Source organism: Mucilaginibacter sp. dw_454 (assembly GCF_018449775.1).
Taxonomy (GTDB): domain Bacteria; phylum Bacteroidota; class Bacteroidia; order Sphingobacteriales; family Sphingobacteriaceae; genus Mucilaginibacter.
In genome coordinates, this window is record NZ_JAAVVB010000001.1 from 410,080 (window position 1) to 428,824 (window position 18,745).

Consider the following 18,745-nt stretch of genomic DNA (forward strand, 5'->3'; position numbering starts at 1 on the left):
AAATTATCCATTAAAGATGAATATTACACAGGAAAAGATCGATAACCTGAACGCTGTTCTGAAAGTTAATATAGACCCTGCCGATTACCAGGCTCGTGTTGATAAAGCAATAAAAGACCACGCTAAAAAAGCAAAAATACCAGGATTTCGTCCGGGTATGGTTCCGCCATCACACATCAAAAAAATGTATGGTAAAAGTATCTTGGTTGACGAGGTGAATAACCTGTTGTCTGATACTTTAAATAACTACATCGCCGAACAAAAATTAGAGGTGTTGGGCCAGCCATTGCCGAAAGTAGACGACAAGCAAGAATACAAGTGGGACTTTGCCGACCAGTTTGAGTTTAATTACGAAATTGGTTTGGCGCCTGAGTTTGCTATCGATTTTTCATCAAAAGATAAACTAACACAATATGTGATCAAGATTGATGCAGAAACCCTGGCCGAGCGCGTTAAAAATATCCGCAGAAGCTATGGCAAAATGACAAATCCTGACGTATCGGCAGAGGATGATGTATTATATGCGCAATTAGAGCAGCTTTCGCCTGATGGTTCTGTTTTTGATGGTGGCATAAGCAATACTACATCTGTTAGATTAGAGCAAATTAAAGATGCCAAGATTTTGAAATCTTTAGTTGGTGTTAAAAAAGACGATGAAGTAGTACTGGATATCCAGAAAGCATATGGTAACGATACGCCAAAAGTTGCTGCCATTTTAGGCATAGACGAAAGCGAAGCGGCTGATTTAAAATCAAACTTTAAATTAATTGTAAAAAACGTTAACCGTTTAGAAGAAAGCGATCTGAACCAGGAGTTCTTTGATAAATTATTTGGTGCAGGTGTGGTAACTGACGAAGCTGGTTTTACTGCTAAGATAACTGAAGAGTTAGAAAGCATGATGGCTCAGGACGCAGACAGGAAATTACAGAACGACGTTTATAACTACAGCATAGACAAAGTTCAGTTTGAGTTACCTGACGAGTTTTTGAAACGTTGGTTAAGAGCTACAAACGAAAAGCTGAGCGAAGAAGAGTTGGAAGGTGGTTACAAAGATTTTGCTCAAAACTTGAAATGGACTTTAATTGAAAACAAAATCATTAAAGACAACAATATCCAGATTCAATATGATGAAGTTTTTGCAGCGGCAAAACAAAGCTTAGACGCACAGTTCAGAATGTACAGCCCAACCCCGTTAACAGACGAGCAATTAGGCCAGTACACGGTACAATACCTGCAAAACAAAGAGAATGCTAATAAAGTATTTGACGAAGTAAAAGCCCTTAAAACAATAGATTACATTAAGAGCGTAGTTACTTTAGATCAAAAAGAAATACCTTACAACGAGTTTAAAGAGCTGGCTAAGTAAGACAAGTTTTATACTTTAATGAGAAAAGCATCCTCCAAAAAAGAGGATGCTTTTTTTGTTTAAATGAAATAAAAAAAGCGTCATTGCGAGCGTAGCGTGGCAATCTCTGAGCGAGCGATCCGGAGATCGTCACGCTCGTTCCTCGCTCACGATGACTTGTTGAAGAAAAGGGGGTAGTATTTTTTCTTTTTCTAAACTTTATAATTTAAAATATATTCAACTAAAAACTATATTTATCGCGGGCTTGCCCGCATCACAACAAAAGCTAAATACATATACACATGAACAGTAATCCAGATAAAAACGAATTCAGAAAATATGCTGTAAAACATCATCGTATCAGCAGCACTTATGTAGATAAATTTATCGGCAATGTAAACCGCAGCAACGCGCCAAGCGGTATAGCCACTGGCCCGGGCATCACCGGTTACACGCCTTACATTATTGAAGAGCGCCAGTTAAATATTTCGCAATTAGACGTGTTCTCTCGTTTAATGATGGATCGTATTATTTTCCTGGGCGATCCCATCTATGATCAAAATGCCAATGTTATCCAGGCGCAGTTGTTATTCCTGCAATCTGCCGATGCTAAACGCGATATTCAATTGTATATCAACTCTCCGGGCGGCTCTGTTTATGCTGGTCTGGGTATTTATGATACCATGCAACTGATATCGAATGATGTAGCTACCATCTGTACAGGTTTGGCAGCTTCAATGGGCGCAGTGTTGTTAGTAGCCGGTGCCGAAGGTAAACGCGCTGCATTACCGCATTCAAGGGTGATGATTCACCAGCCATCGGGCGGTGCACAAGGTCAGCAATCTGATATTGAGATTTCTTACCACGAGATCACTAAATTGAAAAAAGAATTATACCAGATCATTGCAGATCATAGCGGTGCATCGTACGAAAAAGTACACGATGCATCAGACCGCGATTACTGGATGATAGCCGAAGAAGCCAAAGAGTTTGGTATGATCGACGAAATATTAAGAGGTAACAAAACAAAGAAGTAATTCAATAGTTGAGTAGTCAGAAGTCCGTAAGTCGGATAAGTCCGTAAGTCAATTTTTTTGGCCATCAGACTTTCCGGACTTTCGGACTTCCCGACTATTTGTAATATCAATATTGAATAAGTATTTTTGCTAAATAACAAAGTATCACAATGAATAAAAATAGTAAAGAGATAAGGTGTTCATTTTGCGGCGCAGGCAAGCAAGATTCACTGATGCTTATAGCGGGGTTGGATGCACATATTTGTGATAAATGCGTTAACCAGGCTAATGAAATACTAGCCGAAGAATTAAAAGTGCGTAAGGTTAAAGCCTCGCCAAGCTCTCCCGCAATACTAAAACCTGCCGAAATTAAAGGTCATCTTGACCAATATGTTATCGGCCAGGACGATGCTAAAAAGATCTTATCTGTTGCTACCTACAACCACTACAAGCGTTTAAATCAGCGTATTGATAAAGATGAGGTTGAGATTGAAAAATCCAACATCATTATGGTGGGCGAAACCGGCACCGGTAAAACCTTATTAGCTAAAACTTTAGCAAAAATATTAAACGTTCCGTTTTGCATTTGCGATGCCACTGTGTTAACAGAAGCGGGTTATGTAGGCGAGGACGTGGAAAGTATATTAACCCGTTTGCTGCAATCTGCAGATTATGATGTGGCCCTTGCCGAAAAAGGTATTGTATACATTGACGAAGTTGATAAAATTGCCCGCAAAAGCGATAATGCTTCTATAACCCGCGACGTTAGCGGCGAGGGTGTACAGCAAGCATTATTAAAAATACTGGAAGGTACTATGGTTAACGTACCACCGCAAGGCGGACGTAAACACCCCGACCAAAAAATGATTACGGTTAATACCAGCAATATTTTATTTATATGCGGTGGAGCTTTTGATGGCATCGATAAAAAAATAGCTAACCGTTTGCGCACACAAACCGTGGGCTACAAATTAAAAGGTAACGAAGGCGAGGTTGATTTAAAGAACCTTTACAAATACATTACTCCGCAAGATTTGAAATCATTTGGTTTAATACCCGAGTTGATTGGCCGTTTACCGGTGTTGACTTACCTTAATCCGTTGGATAGGGAAGCCCTGCACAATATATTAACCGAGCCAAAAAACTCATTGTTAAAACAATACAAAAAGTTATTTGAATACGAAGGTGTTAAACTGGAGTTTGACGACGAAGTGCTTGACTTTATTGTAGATAAAGCAATGGAGTTTAAATTAGGCGCCCGTGGCTTACGCTCAATTTGCGAAGCGATAATGATTGATGCGATGTTTGAGTTCCCGTCTAAAAAAGACATCAAGAAACTGAACATTACTTTAGATTACGCTCACGAGAAATTTGACCGTTCTGACCTTAAAAAGTTAAAAGTGGCTTAACAACAAAGCAAAGCCCAACGGCGATATTTGTTATAAATTAAACTGCAGCCCTGGTTTTACAACCGGGGTTTGCTGTATAAAAGCCCTCCCAACTCTCCCCGAGGGGGAGGGCTAACAGAAAAATTTGACTAATTTTAAAATATAACTATAACCATAAAGAAGTCTCCCCTTTGGGAGAGATTTAGAGGGGGTACTATGAACGAACAGCTGAACATAAAGAAAGAAGGAGAAGACCTTCCGAAAGTAAAAGAAGTAAGCAGCCCGGTAAAATCGGGCTTAAAAACAAAGGATGCTATTGTTGCCAACTGGCTGCCACGTTATACCGGCCGCCCACTGGAAGAGTTTGGCGAGTACATTATCCTCACCAATTTTTCAAAGTACATTCAGCTATTCTCTGAATGGAATGACAATGCGCCAATTATGGGTGTTGATAAACCAATGCAAAGCGTTACAGCTAAAGGTATCACCATCATCAACTTTGGTATGGGCAGCTCGGTAGCAGCTACGGTGATGGATCTGCTGACCGCAATTCACCCTAAAGCAGTGATATTTTTAGGTAAATGCGGTGGCTTAAAACGTAAAAATAATGTAGGCGATTTAATTCTGCCAATCGCAGCCATCAGAGGTGAGGGTACATCTAATGATTACCTGCCGGCTGAAGTGCCTGCGTTGCCTTCGTTTGCTTTGCAGAAAGCCATATCGACCACTATTCGCGACTTCTCGCTGGATTACTGGACCGGAACCTGTTACACCACCAACCGCCGCGTTTGGGAGCACGACAAGAAGTTTAAAAGCTATCTGAAAGAATTGCGCGCTATGGCTGTTGATATGGAAACCGCTACTATTTTTACCTGCGGATTTGCCAACAAAATACCAACCGGCGCATTGCTTTTAGTATCAGATCAACCAATGATCCCCGAAGGTGTTAAAACCAGCGAAAGCGACTCGAAAGTTACCGGTCAGTTTGTTGAAACACATTTAAAAGTTGGTATAGAATCGCTGAAGCAATTAATTAATGGCGGTTTAACGGTGAAACACTTGCGCTTTTAAGTGATTAGTGAGCGGTGAATAGTGATTAGTTTTAAATATATCTATCTTCATCATTCACTAATCTCCAATCACTAATCTCTAATCACTAAACTCATGTGGTACAATAATATACTGGAAACCATAGGCCATACGCCCATGGTGAAATTGAATAAAATAGCAAAAGACATCCCTGCAACGGTACTGGCTAAGATAGAGACCACTAATCCCGGCAACTCTATTAAGGACCGTATGGCGCTAAAAATGATAGAGGATGCCGAGCGCAGCGGAAAGCTCAAACCCGGCGGCACCATCATTGAGGGTACATCGGGCAATACCGGTATGGGCCTGGCCATTGCGGCAGTAATTAAAGGCTACAAATGTATTTTTACGAGTACCGATAAGCAATCGAAAGAGAAGTTTGACGCTTTGCGTGCCTTTGGCGCCGAAGTAATAGTTTGTCCTACTAACGTTGATCCTGAAGATCCTCGATCTTACTATTCGGTATCATCGCGTTTAGAGCGCGAGGTGCCAAATTCATGGAAACCTAATCAGTATGATAACCTGTCTAACAGCCAGGCACATTATGAGTCTACCGGCCCGGAGATCTGGGAGCAGACAGAAGGCAAGATCACACACCTGATAGCAGGTGTAGGCACAGGTGGGACCATATCCGGCATCGCCAAATATTTAAAAGAACAAAACCCGGCTGTCCAGATTTTGGGTATTGACACTTATGGCTCGGTATTTAAAAAATACAAAGAAACCGGCGAGTTCGATAAAAACGAGATCTATCCATACATAACCGAAGGTATTGGCGAGGACTTTTTACCCGCCAACGTAAACTTTGAGCTGATAGATCATTTCGAAAAAGTAAGCGATAAAGACGCCGCGCTAATGACACGCGAGGTGGCCCGTAAAGAAGGCATTTTTGCCGGTAACTCTACAGGCTCTGCTATAGCTGGTTTACTACAGATGAAGGATAAGTTTAAAGAAGGTGATGTAGTTGTGATCATTTTCCCCGATCATGGCACCCGCTACCTGGGCAAAATGTACAATGACGATTGGCTGCGCGATCGTGGTTTCCTGAAAGAAGAGAAACTGACCGCTAAAGACATCATCCGCAAAAAAGAAAGCCAGGAAATTGTAACTATCGATATCGAGAAAACTATCCTTGAAGCTATCAATACTATCAAATCGCTCAATATTTCACAGATCCCGGTTACGCAAGCGGGTATGGTAATGGGTAAAATTACCGAAAGCGATATCCTGAATGCGTTGTTAGAAAATCCATCACTGAAATCTCAGCCCGTGAAAAATATTACGACAGCGCCGTTCCCGTTTGTGGATGTGAATACCTCGATTGATAAAATCTCGGCGATGATCAATAATGATAATATTGCCGTATTGGTTGAGCATAATGGCCAGATTGCTATTATTACGCAGTACGATATTATTAATGCGATATCGGCATAAATAACTTTTTGTCATTGCGAGCGTAGCGTGGCAATCGCAAGTAGAAAGGAATAAACGCGTGCGATTGCTTCGTCGTTCCTCCTCGCAATGACAACTATGTTTGCACATTTTTAATGTGCAAACATTCCTCTCTACACACCCCCAAAAACAAAAATATATTTATAATCTTTGTACAGAGCGTGTGCTAATATAACCGCGCCTGTAAACTATTAAATATCAAACATCAACCCATGGTAAACGCATTTGAAATACAGGGTGGCAAGCCGTTAAAAGGCGAAATAACACCGCAAGGTGCCAAAAACGAAGCCTTACAGATCCTTTCGGCTGTACTGCTTACTGAAGAGAAAATAACGATCAGCAATATCCCTGATATTAAAGATGTAAATAAGCTTATTGAGCTTTTGGGCGATATGGGCGTTATAGTTGAGCGCCTGGGCGATGATACTTACAGCTTTGAAGCAAAAGATATAGACCAGGACTTTTTCCAGTCGGATGCCTTTAAAGCAAAAGGTGGAGGTTTACGTGGGTCGATCATGATTGTTGGTCCGCTGTTAGCCCGTTTTGGCAAAGCATCTATCCCAAAACCTGGTGGCGACAAAATTGGCCGTCGTAGATTAGATACTCACTTCCTGGGCTTTGAAAAATTAGGTGCGCAGTTTAATTATAATCCTGAGGACGGCTTTTATAATGTAGATGCTTCTGATTTAAAAGGTACCTATATCCTGTTAGACGAGGCGTCGGTAACCGGTACTGCCAACATTGTGATGGCCGCGGTGTTGTCTAAAGGCACTACCACCATCTACAACGCAGCTTGCGAGCCTTACCTGCAACAGCTGTGCAAAATGCTGAATAGGATGGGCGCCAAAATCAGTGGCATCGGTTCAAACCTGTTGACTATCGAAGGCGTTACCCGTCTGGGTGGTACAGAACACCGTATGCTGCCGGATATGATAGAGATAGGTTCATTCATTGGCTTAGCGGCTATGACCGGTTCTGAAATCACTATAAAAAATGTACACTATCCCGAGCTTGGAATGATTCCTGATGTATTTAAGCGTTTGGGTATCAAATTAGAGCTTAGGGGCGACGATATCTACATCCCTGCACAAGATCATTACGAGATAGAAACCTTCATTGACGGCTCTATCATGACCATTGCCGATGCACCATGGCCAGGCTTTACGCCGGATCTGCTGAGCATTGTGCTGGTAGTTGCCATACAAGCCAAAGGCTCGGTATTGATCCACCAAAAAATGTTCGAGAGCCGTTTGTTTTTTGTGGATAAACTGTTGGATATGGGCGCACAAATTATCCTTTGCGATCCGCACCGTGCTACCGTTATCGGTTTGGATAAACAAGTGCAGCTGCGCGGTATCTCTATGACCTCGCCGGATATTCGCGCCGGAGTTTCATTGCTTATCGCAGCGCTATCGGCACAAGGAAAATCAACTATTTACAATATCGAACAAATAGAGCGTGGCTATCAGCATATTGATAAACGCCTGCAAGCTTTAGGCGCCGATATTAAACGCATTTAGGCTGAAAGCAGAAAGACCAAAGCAGAAAGCTACGGTATGATTGAAAAAATAACGGAAGGTTAAAGTTTTACACACAAGGCTTTAACCTTTTTGCTTAAAAATGCTTTCCATTTTGGTCTTTTAGCTTTCGGCTTTAAAAAAAGCTTTTAGCTTTAGTCTTTCTGCTTTCGCCTCAAAAAACTATCTTTATGTACTAACCACTAATAACCTGCATGTCCTACCAAAACCGGAAATCGAGTTACACCAACTTTATCCTGATTTTTGTATTGATTAAAATAGGCTTGAACGCGCTGGCCATCTCGCATTTTGGTTTCCATCGGGATGAACTTTTGCACCTTGCCCTGGGCGATCATTTGGATTGGGGCTATAAAGAAGTGCCGCCGTTTATTGCCGTGTTGGCTAAACTCACTACCACACTATTTGGCGACTCTGTAGTAGCAACCCGTATATTCAGCACTATTGGCGGTGCGTTAATTGTTTGGCTGGTAGGTTTAATCACCGTTGAATTTGGCGGCAAAATGTTCGCTATTACGCTGGCCTGTTTAGGTATTATTTTCGCACCTGCGTTTGTTGCCAGCGATTACCTTTTTCAACCTGTAGTATTTGATCAGCTGTGGTGGGTTTTGGCCGTGTGGCTCATTGTCAGGTACATTAACCGCCATTCGGTAAAGTATTTATATTTTTTAGGGCTGGTAATTGGCGTGGGGCTGCTCACCAAATATACTATGGGCTTTTTTACCCTGGCTCTGCTAATAGGTTTGTTGTTTACAAAGCAACGCAAGTTGTTGTGGAACAGGCATATCATTGGCGCTGCCGGGCTTGCTTTGCTCATTTTTTTGCCTAATATAATCTGGCAGTTTACCCACCACCTGCCGGTGGTTACGCACATGAAAACGCTGCAAAAATATCAGCTGAATTATATTACTCCCGGTAATTTTATACGCCAGCAAATTGCAGTTAACGGTATCTGTTTGTTTTTATGGTTGGTTGGGTTTGGCTTTCTGTTATTTTCATTCAAGCTGCGCAAGTTTCAGTTCCTGGCGTTTGCCTATGTGCTGATATTTTTGTTTCTGATGGAGATGAGTGGCAAAAACTATTATCTGTTTGGCGCATACCCCATGTTGTTTGCCGCCGGCGGATATGCGTTTGAACGTTGGATAAAGATTAAGTATACGCCTCTGCGCGCCTTGGCTGTGTTGTTTTTTACCTTACCCAATTTAATATTGCTGCCGATGCTGTTGCCGGTGTTGCCCTTCAACTCAACCCTCGCGGTGTTTAATTATGTGGGAAACCATACCGACATTTTTAAGTTTGCAGTAACCTGGGAAGACCAGCAGGTGCACCCGCTTACCCAGGATTATGCAGATATGCTGGGCTGGGATGAAATGGCGCAAAAAGTTGCCAAAGCTTATTATAACCTTACCCCCGAGCAAAGAAAAAACACCCAGATATATGCCGACAACTACGGCGAAGCAAGCGCAATACATCATTTTGGCAAACAATATAACTTGCCTGAGATTATATCATTAAACAGTAGCTTTACCCTTTGGGCGCCAACCGACTTAAATGCGCATTACATAATTTATGTGGATGAAGACATGGGCGATAAAGTAAAAAGATTTGCCGCAATTACCGATACTTGCCGGCAATTGAGCCAGGTTGATAACCCAATGTCAAGAGAAAAAGGTACGGCTATACTTTTACTGGTAAACGCTAAACCGTCATTAAACTCGGTTTATAAAAGTGAGTTGGCCGAAAAAAGATTAAAGTAATATAGTTACAAAATAACATGCGCGGATTAAAAACCATCATCTTTCTACTCATATCGAATACCTTCATGACCTTTGCCTGGTATGGGCACTTAAAGTTTAAAGATTACGAATGGGGTAAAAACCTGGGCCTGATCTCGGTTATCTTAATCAGCTGGGGGCTGGCATTTTTTGAATATATGTTCCAGGTGCCTGCTAACCGCGCCGGTTTTAAAGGCGATGGCGGTCCGTTTACTTTGGTACAGCTAAAAACTATTCAGGAAGCTATTACGCTTACCGTCTTTATGATCTTCTCGCTGGTTTTTTTCAAAACCGAGCGTTTCGGCTGGAACCACCTGATTGGTTTTGGGCTAATTGTGCTGGCCGTGTTTGTGATATTTAAGAAGTGGTAGGGTAGTTCTATAAACGAGTCATGCCGAATTTATTTCGGCATCCCACACGCTAAGTACAGCGTTCCTATATGATGGGATGCTGAAACAAGTTCAGCATGACTTTATTAATATTATTACAGAAGGCTAAAACTTCTTACCACCGCCGCCGTTATTACGGTTGCGCTGATTGTTGTTGTTATTATTGTTATTACGCGGGTTGTTGTTGTTATTGCGGCCGCCATTATTGCTTGAGCCACCGCCGCCGCCACGGTTATTCTGGTTGTTATTAGTACGGCCACCACGGTTATTGTTATTGGTTTGCACCGGCGGGCGATACTCAACTTTGTTCAGGTTGATAGACTCATCTACTTTCAATTCGCCTTTTGACAGGGCAACCAAATCGGCCAAAATCGTTTCGTCAGATACTGAATCTTTGTTCCACTGTACATAAGCCATTTTCATGAAGTTAGCTATAGCTTGTACCATGTGTTTACGGCGCTCAGGCTCCTCAATGCTTTTGGCTTTCTCTATCATCAGCTCAATGGTTTTGCCATAGTGCTTGTAACGGATACGCTGATTTGGGTAACGCAAAGGCTCTGGTTTAATATGGATAGCATCCTCGGCCGGTTTAGGGTAAGGGGAATCCACATCTATCTTAAACTCAGAGATAATGTGCAGGTGATCCCAAAGCTTGTGTTTGAAATCGGCTACGTCGCGCAGGTGTGGGTTCAGAAAACCCATCAGGTCTATCACTACCTGTGCGTAACGGTTACGTTCTTCTTTAGTGGGCAGCGCAACAATGTACTTAACCATGTTTTGTACGTTACGGCCATATTCAGAAAGCAGCAATTTGCTTCTGGTTGAATTATAATCAAAATTTGTAGGCGTGTTTTCGAATGCCATATAATGTATGTTTTTAAGAAGTTTTAAGTTAGCCCGGGCATCTTTACCCAATTAACAAGGGCAAAGGCGGCTAAAATTGAATTTTATATGATCGCAAAAACGCAACGATGCGCGTATCTGCTGAAGCGTAACAAAGATAGTGCTATATATTGAATAAGCAACCCGCAGAGACGCAATATTTTGCGTCTTTAACAATCACCGCCTACCGGAGACGCAAAATGTTGCGTCTCTACGTTTGGTTTTCGTATTTTCGTTTATGGCGCAACAACTTATCATCACCCATATAGATATTTACCGTTTCAGCATCCCTATGGAGCCTTTTACCATTGCAACGGGTACCATGGATTATGCACAAAACGTATTCATCCGCGTGCATACTGATGGCGGTTTTTATGGCGTGGGCGAATGTTCTGCTTTCCCCATGATTGTCGGCGAGACGCAGGATACCTGCCTGACCGTAGCGCGCGATTTTGCTAAACTGTGGAAGGGGAAAGATGCACTAGATATCCCGGCACGCTTACAGCAACTCCATGACGCTATCGCCGGTAACGGCACTATTAAAAGTGCTTTCGATATGGCATTGTATGATATAGCTGCTAAAAATGCTAATCAGCCACTTTATAAATATCTGGGAGGCGAACGACGGGTGGTAGAAAGCGACATCACCATAGGTATCAATACGCCCGAATACATGGCGAAAAGAGCCATCGAATTTAAAAAATCGGGTGCTAATATTTTAAAGGTAAAGCTGGGTAAGAAGGCTGTTGAAGACGTAGAACGCATCAAACAGATTCGCGAAGCAATAGGCTATGAATTGAAAATAAGGGTAGATGCCAATCAGGGCTGGAGTTTTGACGATGCGGTATTTGCTTTACAGGCCCTGGGCGATTATGAAATTGAATTCTGTGAGCAGCCCATGCGCACCTGGTATGATGATAAACTGCCAGAGCTGATAAAGTTATCACCGGTAAAAATCATGGCCGACGAGAGCGTGTATAACCATCATGACGCCCGCAAACAGATAGAAAGCGGCTCATGCCATTACATCAATATCAAAATGGCTAAATCGGGCGGCATCTATGAAGCAAAGCAAATTCATGACCTGGCTGCGCAGCATGGCATAGCCTGTATGATGGGGGGCATGCTGGAAAGCCGCATCGCGCTTAGCTCAAAACTACATTTTGCCTATAGTAGCCCTAATATTCATTTTTACGATATGGATACCTGTATGTTAGGGCATTTGATTGACCCATGTGTTGGCGGGGTTACTTATGATGGTTATAAACTCGATATTAGTGATGCATCTGGGATTGGGGCTGATGCTGATGAGGGTTTTTTGGATGGGTGTGAGCGGTTTACTGTATAACTTATTTCTAAAATTTGTCATTGCGAGCGATAGCGTGGCAATCGCAAGGAGAAAAGCGAAACGCATGCGATTGCTTCGTCGTTCCTCCTCGCAATGACAAATCTGAACTATTACTTACTCAATTCTGCAAAATATTTATGAAACAAGGGGATAGTCTCTATCCCTTTGTAATAATTATAAATATCGTACTTCTCATTCGGCGAATGCAAGGCATCGCTATCCAGACCAAAACCCATTAGTACAGTCTTGATGCCCAACTCAGCTTCAAATAGCGCTACAATAGGGATACTTCCGCCGCCACGGGTTGGGATAGGCGCTTTGCCAAATGATTCGGTTATGGCTTTTTGAGCTGCGCGATAAGCAATGCTATCGGTCGGCGTTACTACCGGTTCGCCGCCATGGTGCGGGGTTACGGTTACTTTTACCGATGCAGGAGCAATTTTTTTAAAATGATCTGTAAACAACTGGGTGATCTTTTCTGAGCCTTGATTTGGCACCAAACGCATCGAGATCTTGGCATTGGCTTTTGATGGTAAAACCGTTTTCGCGCCTTCGCCAATATAGCCGCCCCAAATGCCATTCACTTCTAAAGTAGGGCGGGTACCGGTACGCTCAAAAGTGGTATAACCTTTTTCGCCCCATAGTTCGGCTACGTCCAGGTCCTTTTTGTATTCGGCCTCGTTGTAAGGTGCAGCATTTAATTCTTTACGTTCTTGTTCGGTCAACGCAATTACCTCGTCATAAAAACCGGGGATAGCAATGTGGTTATTCTCATCATGCAACGATGCAATCATCTTAGCCAAAATTGTAGCCGGGTTAGCCACTGCGCCGCCATAAACACCCGAGTGCAAATCGCGGTTAGGGCCAACCACCTCAACTTCAAGATATGATAAACCGCGCAAACCGGTTTCTAAAGATGGATTCTCCATGCTGATCATCGAAGTATCAGATATCAGTACTACGTCTGCTTTTAGTTTTTCTTTATTGGCCTTTACAAACACACCCAGGTTGCTTGAGCCTACTTCTTCCTCGCCCTCAATCATAATTTTGATGTTGCAAGGCAGGGTATTGGTTTGCATCATCAGTTCAAAAGCTTTTACATGCATATAAAACTGGCCCTTATCATCACAGGCGCCGCGGGCATAGATCTTACCATCGCGCACGGTTGGCTCAAATGGTGGGGTTTTCCAAAGTTCCAGCGGATCGGGTGGTTGCACATCGTAATGGCCGTAAACCAATACCGTAGGTTTATTGGGGTCAATTATCTTTTCGCCAAAAACAATTGGGTAGCCGGCAGTAGGGCATACCTCTACATTATCTGCACCGGCTTCGCGTAGTTTTTGCGCTACGTAGTCGGCTGTTTTTAAAACTTCGGGCTTGTATTTTGGGTCGGCACTTACTGATGGGAAACGCAGTAGTTCAAAAAGCTCATCAAGCAGGCGTTGTTTATGCTGCTCAACGTATTGTTTTATTTCTTGCATAGCGGTTTTCTGTTTGAGGCAAATATAACGGCTATTTAATAAAATACCACGGCTGTTAGCTTTTAGATATTTACTGACAAGATAAAAAGGACTTTAACAGGGATTTGCCTTGTACGATATAGAGACGTTAATGCAAATGGACAAAACCAGTAGCGAGGTTGACGCCATTAAACGCGCCATAACAAATGGATTATTGTTGTGGGTTTGAATCTGCGGCAAGCGTTGAAAACGTCCTTAGGATTCTATGAAGACAAGATTTTTTATAATCAGCGTTTCGCTGCTTAATGTCAATCCGGAAGGTGTAGGCGTGTAGTTACAAGTAAGTGGGCAGATAACCGGTAAGCAAATGATCATCGCCCGATGATCTAAGAAAGTATTGGTTATTACTTAGTCGGCAGTAGCTAAAACTGCATTAGCGCTTTGAGTGGTTACTTTAGCATTGGTGTTTTCCACTTTAATTGGGTCGGTTTTGGCTTCTTTATTGGTTAAAGCAAAAGTAGTTACACCGGTGGTTAAAAGGATAGCTACAACAATGATGGCAATTTTTTTCATGACTGAATTTATGATGGCGGATGGAGTAGTTGAAAATTAGTATTTATCGGCAGTAGCTAAAGTGTTTTTCTCAGCGTTACGGTCAGCAGTAGCCAAAGTGTTTTTTTCGCCGGCGCGATCTGCAGTAGCTAAAGTGTTTTTCTCAGCATTACGATCAGCGGTAGCTAAAGTGTTTTTCTCGCCAGCACGGTCAGCAGTAGCTAAAGTGTTTTTTTCTTTAACAGTGGTAGCAGCAAATGAAGTAGAAGCGATACCGGTTGAGAAGATGATTGCTGAAGCGATGATTAATTTTTTCATGATGTTGTAAAGTATATCGGGGTGGTTATGATCTGTTTGTTGTCGTAATTAGAATTTGTCAGCAGTAGCTAAAGTGTTTTTCTCAGCGTTACGATCTGCAGTAGCCAAAGTATTTTTTTCGCCGGCGCGGTCAGCAGTAGCTAAAGTGTTTTTCTCAGCATTACGGTCAGCGGTAGCTAAAGTGTTTTTCTCGCCAGCACGGTCAGCAGTAGCCAAAGTGTTTTTTTCTTTAACAGTGGTAGCAGCAAATGAAGTAGAAACGATACCTGTTGAGAAGATGATTGCTGAAGCGATGATTAATTTTTTCATGATATTATTGCGTATGTATTGTAGTTATGATCTGTTAGTTGTTGTGTTACGATTAGAATTTGTCGGCAGTAGCTAAAGTGTTTTTCTCAGCGTTACGATCGGCAGTAGCCAAAGTGTTTTTCTCGCCAGCTCTGTCAGCAGTAGCTAAAGTGTTTTTCTCGCCAGCACGGTCGGCAGTAGCCAAAGTATTTTTCTCTTTAACAGTGGTAGCAGCAAATGAAGTAGAAACGATACCTGTTGAGAAGATGATTGCTGAAGCGATGATTAATTTTTTCATGATATTATTGAGTATGTATTGTAGTTATGATCTGTTAATTGTTATGTTGTAATTAGAATTTGTCGGCAGTAGCTAAAGTGTTTTTCTCACCATTTCTATCGGCAGTAGCCAAAGTGTTTTTTTCGCCGTTACGGTCAGCAGTAGCCAGTGTGTTTTTCTCGCCATTTCTGTCGGCAGTAGCCAGTGTGTTTTTTTCGCCGTTACGATCTGCAGTAGCTAAAGTGTTTTTCTCGCCATTTCTATCGGCAGTAGCCAGTGTGTTTTTCTCGCCACCTCTTACAGTTGCAAATGAGCTTGTTGATACTACTGTTGATAACACGATTGCTGATGCTATAATTAATTTTTTCATGATCTTATTATTATTTAAAGGCTGTTGGTTGCTTATTAATATTATTTAATACCTGTTTTATTGATTAACCTGTTAAGGATGGTTCTTACTTAGTCGGCAGATGCTAAAACATTTGCTCTGCTATCAACCATTGCTTTAGCTAATGATGGGGTAGCTACTTTTTCAACTGCTGGAGTTGAGGTTTTTAACAGTGACAAAACTCCTACTGATAAAACGATTGCTGCGGTGAAGATTACTTTTAACATGGCTTTAAATTTTAATGGTTGTGTTATAGTTAATTTTAATAGGGTTCAATTTTTAATTAGTCGGCTGTTGCCAATATGTTATTATGGGTATAAGGATTGAATGAAAATATCGACAGTGTTTCTTTAATCGTTTCCTTTTTTGAGCAGGAAGTTAAGATTCCAAGCGATAAAGTGATAATCAGTACAAAGGCGATATTTTTCATATTTATAAATTTATTAAATCTTTGTTTTATTAAATATTTCAAAAGTTATTCGTATTAACCATTAGTTAATCAATATAGCAAATTTATGTGATTTGCATTTGCAATCTGCGCGTTTTTTACTGGCGCTAAACTGTGGTTTTTTCTTACGTGTCCCTTTTGGTTTTTCCTATATTTTAATTTTTTTAATGTTTAATTATTTTTTAATTTGTGCTTATACTTTTTTGATAGTCAAACACTTAACAAAGCAAAGATATATATGTTTTGTTAATTACAAAGCAAACACATAAAAACTTTTCAACACGAAAAGGACACTTTTTTTATGGAATAGAAAATATGTAATGTATTATTTATAACTTTCACCTTAATTAAACGTAAAAGTGAGTTAATGAAGAAAGCCTGCGCAATTTTACTTTTTATATTGGTTACTCATACTGTTTACGCAACCGACGCGCCGGATGTTGCATCAAAAGACACCACCGAAGTAATTTCGCTAAATAAGAGCGCTTACAATAGCCGTACTACCAATGCCAAAGAGACAATTGATTACGCAGAACGGGCATTAGCGTTAGCCAATAAGATAGGCTACAGACGAGGGGTTGCCGAAGCTTATCGTATGAAGGGCATCGGCGAATATTATTCTAACCACCTGGATACCGCCCTTAATCGCTATTTTGATGCCCTGGCAGAGTATAATTCACTAAAAGACGAACGCGGTGCAGCCAAGGTTTACAATAACATTGGTAACCTTTACCAAATGGTTGATTATGAAAAGGCTTTGTCTTACTTTAATCAATCATTAGACATTGCGCAAAAGTTTCGCGATTCATCACTTATCGCATCCCTTTATCTTAATATGGGCAACATTTATAATCGTAAGAATATGAATGTTTCTGCGCTTAACTCTTACACCAAGAGCTATCAGTTATTTGAAAAGTTAAAAAATATGCCTTCGCTTATTTTTTGCCTGCAAGATATAGGGGTTATTTATTATAATCAACGCGATTTTGGAAAAGCCAAAGAATACCTGATCAAGGCGCACGATAAAGCTAAAGAGCTTGACCTAAACTCGTCAGTTGCCGCAATCAACCTCACCCTAACAGATCTGTATGTATCTGAAGGCAATTATGCCGAAGCTGAGAAGTATCTTGAAGAAGGGCGAAACTATTCTCAGCTTATCCATAATGAAAAGGATATTTATGATTATAAGCATACTGCTTATGAAATGGAGATCAAGCGTAAAAATTATAAAGCTGCGCTGGATAACCTAATTAATATTTACCAGGAAGATAGCACAAGTTACCGCACAAATGCTTCCATAAAATTCAATTTTTTACAGCAGGAGCAAAGCCGGTTGCTTGCTGCCGTTACGCAGCAGAAAAAGGACGAACTGACAAGAGTGATATTTTGGTCGATAACCATTACAGCTGGCCTGCTTGTAGTGGTTATTGTGTTATTGGTGGCCAACGTTAAACGCAAAGCAACTACTAACTTGCAATTGCAGGAGCTTAACAGCGAGATATCGCGGCAGAAAGACAACCTTGACCGCATTAATCACCATTTGGAAGAAATTATTGATGAACGAACGAAGGACCTGCAGGTTAAGAATAAGAAATTATCAGAATATTCATCCTATCTATCGCACCAGATCCGCGGACCTATAGCCACCCTTAAAGGTTTGATGAACCTGGAAAAAGAAGGCCTGGTAGATCAGTTAGAATGTATTAATATGATGGATAAGTGTGTGTCTGAAATTGACGAGAAGATCATTGAAATGAGCGATATGCTTCATGATCCGGGTAAAACTACCCTCTAATGCTTTAAACAGGCAGGGTAGCGTGTATCTGCGCCTCAACCCATCCCATATACATACAATAGCAGGATATCATTTGCAGAATTAATAACTGCCTGTGTTTGTTATATCCTTTGGTTTCAAAAGCTAATATTTTTTTTCCTATCGTAACAAAAAAGCTCACCTCGCCTTTAGCTGTTTTGTAAGTTAAGGTGGCCAGCTTCACAGCTTTAACTTTCAAATTGCTTTTTTGGTCGTGTATAGTTGCTGTAACCTTAGTTTGGCTTTGCGGTATAGATATCAGGTAGTTAGACATAGCTAATAGATGTTTATCATCTGTATACTAACAAATGATGCTCCAAAGTTTTATCAAAAAGAGAAAAGGGGACGTATTCGTCTGTATTTTACGTGTTTATTAATTGGGGTCTAAATAAATTAACTTGCGGTAAATTATTTAGACCCCAATTATTAGGCTAATACAGAATAGTGTTGTAATTATTAAACGGTTATGCTTAAGCATGTACCGATGTCTTTGCGTTGCGCAGTTCTTCATAAAGTAAAATCACTTTACGTTGCAGGTTAACAATTTCTGATTCGCGATCTACCAATTTTTTCTGCAAAATACTCAGATTTGAAGGCTGCTGCTCCACCTCTTCACTGTCAAGTGCTAATATATGCACTACGTCTATTTCATAGATGTCAGCAATCTGCTCCAGTCTTGACAGGTTTACATCAGTAACGCCGGTTTCAATTTTTGAAAAAGCCGGGATTGAAATACCCAAACGATTTGCTACATCCTCCTGGCTCCACCCGTGTTGATGGCGCAACGTGCGGATGTTTTTGCCGATGGTTTTGTTAGTCTTCTTTTTTTGGTTGTCGTTCATTTCAGTAATAGTTTAATTGTTGGGTAAAGGGTCACAATCAACTATCCAAAATACATGCCATCCAAAAAAAGCTTGCTTATTAAGCTTATAAACCGTAATACTGTATTAACTGTGGATTTAAATGGGGAATAGGTTCCCCG

The 18,745-nt window shown here is 41.2% G+C and carries 21 protein-coding genes; 10 read left to right on the top strand and 11 right to left on the bottom strand.

Translation table 11 applies throughout. The annotated features are described in order from the left end of the window. Positions 1-16 precede the first annotated feature (16 nt). The 8 genes from tig to HB679_RS02000 all read left to right on the top strand — a co-directional run bounded on the left by tig (position 17) and on the right by HB679_RS02000 (position 9,971). Positions 17-1,366 carry a trigger factor gene (gene tig / locus HB679_RS01965; RefSeq protein ID WP_214070254.1) on the top strand — a complete coding sequence of 450 codons (1,350 nt, stop codon included), beginning with the start codon at positions 17-19 and terminating at the stop codon, positions 1,364-1,366. Positions 1,367-1,647: 281 nt separating this feature from the next. Then, complete coding sequence (locus HB679_RS01970) at positions 1,648-2,382, top strand: ATP-dependent Clp protease proteolytic subunit (RefSeq protein WP_218625282.1); 735 nt, start codon at positions 1,648-1,650, stop codon at positions 2,380-2,382. 149 nt (positions 2,383-2,531) lie between these two features. After that, positions 2,532-3,770, top strand: coding sequence for an ATP-dependent Clp protease ATP-binding subunit ClpX (gene clpX / locus HB679_RS01975; RefSeq protein WP_214070255.1), 1,239 nt, complete (start codon positions 2,532-2,534; stop codon positions 3,768-3,770). 195 nt (positions 3,771-3,965) lie between these two features. Then, on the top strand, positions 3,966-4,820 hold the full coding sequence (locus tag HB679_RS01980; RefSeq protein WP_214070256.1) for an AMP nucleosidase: 855 nt from the start codon (positions 3,966-3,968) through the stop codon (positions 4,818-4,820). 93 nt (positions 4,821-4,913) lie between these two features. Further along, positions 4,914-6,272: a cystathionine beta-synthase gene (locus tag HB679_RS01985; RefSeq protein WP_214070257.1), complete on the top strand. Its 1,359-nt coding sequence runs from the start codon at positions 4,914-4,916 to the stop codon at positions 6,270-6,272. Between the two features lie 230 nt (positions 6,273-6,502). Then, positions 6,503-7,810 carry a UDP-N-acetylglucosamine 1-carboxyvinyltransferase gene (gene murA / locus HB679_RS01990; RefSeq protein WP_214070258.1) on the top strand — a complete coding sequence of 436 codons (1,308 nt, stop codon included), beginning with the start codon at positions 6,503-6,505 and terminating at the stop codon, positions 7,808-7,810. A 212-nt stretch (positions 7,811-8,022) separates the two neighbouring features. Then, entirely contained in the window at positions 8,023-9,582 is a 1,560-nt protein-coding gene (locus HB679_RS01995) for a glycosyltransferase family 39 protein (protein WP_214070259.1), read from the top strand. A gap of 17 nt (positions 9,583-9,599) precedes the next feature. After that, a complete protein-coding gene (locus HB679_RS02000; RefSeq protein WP_214070260.1) occupies positions 9,600-9,971 on the top strand; it encodes a DMT family protein in 372 nt (123 codons plus the stop codon). 123 nt (positions 9,972-10,094) lie between these two features. Here the strand turns inward: HB679_RS02000 and HB679_RS02005 are convergent, their stop codons facing one another. Next, positions 10,095-10,853: a DUF4290 domain-containing protein gene (locus HB679_RS02005; protein WP_214070261.1), complete on the bottom strand. Its 759-nt coding sequence runs from the start codon at positions 10,851-10,853 to the stop codon at positions 10,095-10,097. A gap of 256 nt (positions 10,854-11,109) precedes the next feature. On the opposite strand from HB679_RS02005, the gene HB679_RS02010 reads away from it, so the two are divergent. Further along, positions 11,110-12,219: a dipeptide epimerase gene (locus HB679_RS02010; RefSeq protein WP_214070262.1), complete on the top strand. Its 1,110-nt coding sequence runs from the start codon at positions 11,110-11,112 to the stop codon at positions 12,217-12,219. A gap of 110 nt (positions 12,220-12,329) precedes the next feature. Here HB679_RS02010 and HB679_RS02015 read toward each other — a convergent pair whose 3' ends face one another. The 8 genes from HB679_RS02015 to HB679_RS02050 form a co-directional block, all read right to left on the bottom strand. Next, complete coding sequence (locus HB679_RS02015; protein ID WP_214070263.1) at positions 12,330-13,700, bottom strand: dipeptidase; 1,371 nt, start codon at positions 13,698-13,700, stop codon at positions 12,330-12,332. Positions 13,701-14,087: 387 nt separating this feature from the next. Then, positions 14,088-14,252 (bottom strand): hypothetical protein, encoded by a 165-nt coding sequence (locus HB679_RS02020; protein WP_214070264.1) that lies wholly within the window; start codon positions 14,250-14,252, stop codon positions 14,088-14,090. Positions 14,253-14,288: 36 nt separating this feature from the next. Continuing rightward, on the bottom strand, positions 14,289-14,549 hold the full coding sequence (locus HB679_RS02025; RefSeq protein ID WP_214070265.1) for a hypothetical protein: 261 nt from the start codon (positions 14,547-14,549) through the stop codon (positions 14,289-14,291). 48 nt (positions 14,550-14,597) lie between these two features. Next, complete coding sequence (locus tag HB679_RS02030) at positions 14,598-14,858, bottom strand: hypothetical protein (protein ID WP_214070266.1); 261 nt, start codon at positions 14,856-14,858, stop codon at positions 14,598-14,600. Between the two features lie 52 nt (positions 14,859-14,910). Next, the gene (locus HB679_RS02035) at positions 14,911-15,135 is read right to left on the bottom strand and encodes a hypothetical protein (RefSeq protein ID WP_214070267.1); all 225 of its coding nucleotides are present in this window, start codon (positions 15,133-15,135) and stop codon (positions 14,911-14,913) included. A gap of 52 nt (positions 15,136-15,187) precedes the next feature. Continuing rightward, positions 15,188-15,484 carry a hypothetical protein gene (locus HB679_RS02040; RefSeq protein ID WP_214070268.1) on the bottom strand — a complete coding sequence of 99 codons (297 nt, stop codon included), beginning with the start codon at positions 15,482-15,484 and terminating at the stop codon, positions 15,188-15,190. A gap of 89 nt (positions 15,485-15,573) precedes the next feature. Next, entirely contained in the window at positions 15,574-15,729 is a 156-nt protein-coding gene (locus tag HB679_RS02045; protein ID WP_214070269.1) for a hypothetical protein, read from the bottom strand. Between the two features lie 56 nt (positions 15,730-15,785). Further along, positions 15,786-15,932, bottom strand: a complete 147-nt coding sequence (locus tag HB679_RS02050; RefSeq protein ID WP_214070270.1) for a hypothetical protein — start codon at positions 15,930-15,932, stop codon at positions 15,786-15,788. Positions 15,933-16,317: 385 nt separating this feature from the next. Between HB679_RS02050 and HB679_RS02055 the strand changes: the two genes are divergently transcribed. Then, entirely contained in the window at positions 16,318-17,745 is a 1,428-nt protein-coding gene (locus tag HB679_RS02055) for a tetratricopeptide repeat protein (protein ID WP_214070271.1), read from the top strand. Positions 17,746-17,749: 4 nt separating this feature from the next. Here HB679_RS02055 and HB679_RS02060 read toward each other — a convergent pair whose 3' ends face one another. Both HB679_RS02060 and HB679_RS02065 read right to left on the bottom strand, forming a co-directional pair. Further along, entirely contained in the window at positions 17,750-18,037 is a 288-nt protein-coding gene (locus HB679_RS02060; RefSeq protein ID WP_214070272.1) for a hypothetical protein, read from the bottom strand. Between the two features lie 196 nt (positions 18,038-18,233). After that, entirely contained in the window at positions 18,234-18,605 is a 372-nt protein-coding gene (locus HB679_RS02065) for a helix-turn-helix transcriptional regulator (protein ID WP_214070273.1), read from the bottom strand. Positions 18,606-18,745 lie beyond the last annotated feature (140 nt).

Excerpts from the sequence above, each read along its gene's own strand:
- HB679_RS02040 (WP_214070268.1), bottom strand. The coding sequence starts at position 15,484 with ATGAAAAAATTAATTATAGCATCAGCAATCGTGTTATCAACAGTAGTA.
- HB679_RS02035 (WP_214070267.1), bottom strand. The coding sequence starts at position 15,135 with ATGAAAAAATTAATCATCGCTTCAGCAATCATCTTCTCAACAGGTATC.
- HB679_RS02025 (WP_214070265.1), bottom strand. The coding sequence starts at position 14,549 with ATGAAAAAATTAATCATCGCTTCAGCAATCATCTTCTCAACCGGTATC.
- HB679_RS01995 (WP_214070259.1), top strand. The coding sequence starts at position 8,023 with ATGTCCTACCAAAACCGGAAATCGAGTTACACCAACTTTATCCTGATT.
- HB679_RS02055 (WP_214070271.1), top strand. The coding sequence starts at position 16,318 with ATGAAGAAAGCCTGCGCAATTTTACTTTTTATATTGGTTACTCATACT.
- HB679_RS02005 (WP_214070261.1), bottom strand. The coding sequence starts at position 10,853 with ATGGCATTCGAAAACACGCCTACAAATTTTGATTATAATTCAACCAGA.
- HB679_RS02020 (WP_214070264.1), bottom strand. The coding sequence starts at position 14,252 with ATGAAAAAAATTGCCATCATTGTTGTAGCTATCCTTTTAACCACCGGT.
- HB679_RS02015 (WP_214070263.1), bottom strand. The coding sequence starts at position 13,700 with ATGCAAGAAATAAAACAATACGTTGAGCAGCATAAACAACGCCTGCTT.
- HB679_RS02010 (WP_214070262.1), top strand. The coding sequence starts at position 11,110 with ATGGCGCAACAACTTATCATCACCCATATAGATATTTACCGTTTCAGC.
- HB679_RS01970 (WP_218625282.1), top strand. The coding sequence starts at position 1,648 with ATGAACAGTAATCCAGATAAAAACGAATTCAGAAAATATGCTGTAAAA.
- HB679_RS02000 (WP_214070260.1), top strand. The coding sequence starts at position 9,600 with ATGCGCGGATTAAAAACCATCATCTTTCTACTCATATCGAATACCTTC.
- murA (WP_214070258.1), top strand. The coding sequence starts at position 6,503 with ATGGTAAACGCATTTGAAATACAGGGTGGCAAGCCGTTAAAAGGCGAA.
- HB679_RS01980 (WP_214070256.1), top strand. The coding sequence starts at position 3,966 with ATGAACGAACAGCTGAACATAAAGAAAGAAGGAGAAGACCTTCCGAAA.
- clpX (WP_214070255.1), top strand. The coding sequence starts at position 2,532 with ATGAATAAAAATAGTAAAGAGATAAGGTGTTCATTTTGCGGCGCAGGC.
- HB679_RS01985 (WP_214070257.1), top strand. The coding sequence starts at position 4,914 with ATGTGGTACAATAATATACTGGAAACCATAGGCCATACGCCCATGGTG.
- HB679_RS02050 (WP_214070270.1), bottom strand. The coding sequence starts at position 15,932 with ATGAAAAATATCGCCTTTGTACTGATTATCACTTTATCGCTTGGAATC.
- HB679_RS02045 (WP_214070269.1), bottom strand. The coding sequence starts at position 15,729 with ATGTTAAAAGTAATCTTCACCGCAGCAATCGTTTTATCAGTAGGAGTT.
- HB679_RS02065 (WP_214070273.1), bottom strand. The coding sequence starts at position 18,605 with ATGAACGACAACCAAAAAAAGAAGACTAACAAAACCATCGGCAAAAAC.
- tig (WP_214070254.1), top strand. The coding sequence starts at position 17 with ATGAATATTACACAGGAAAAGATCGATAACCTGAACGCTGTTCTGAAA.
- HB679_RS02060 (WP_214070272.1), bottom strand. The coding sequence starts at position 18,037 with ATGTCTAACTACCTGATATCTATACCGCAAAGCCAAACTAAGGTTACA.
- HB679_RS02030 (WP_214070266.1), bottom strand. The coding sequence starts at position 14,858 with ATGAAAAAATTAATCATCGCTTCAGCAATCATCTTCTCAACAGGTATC.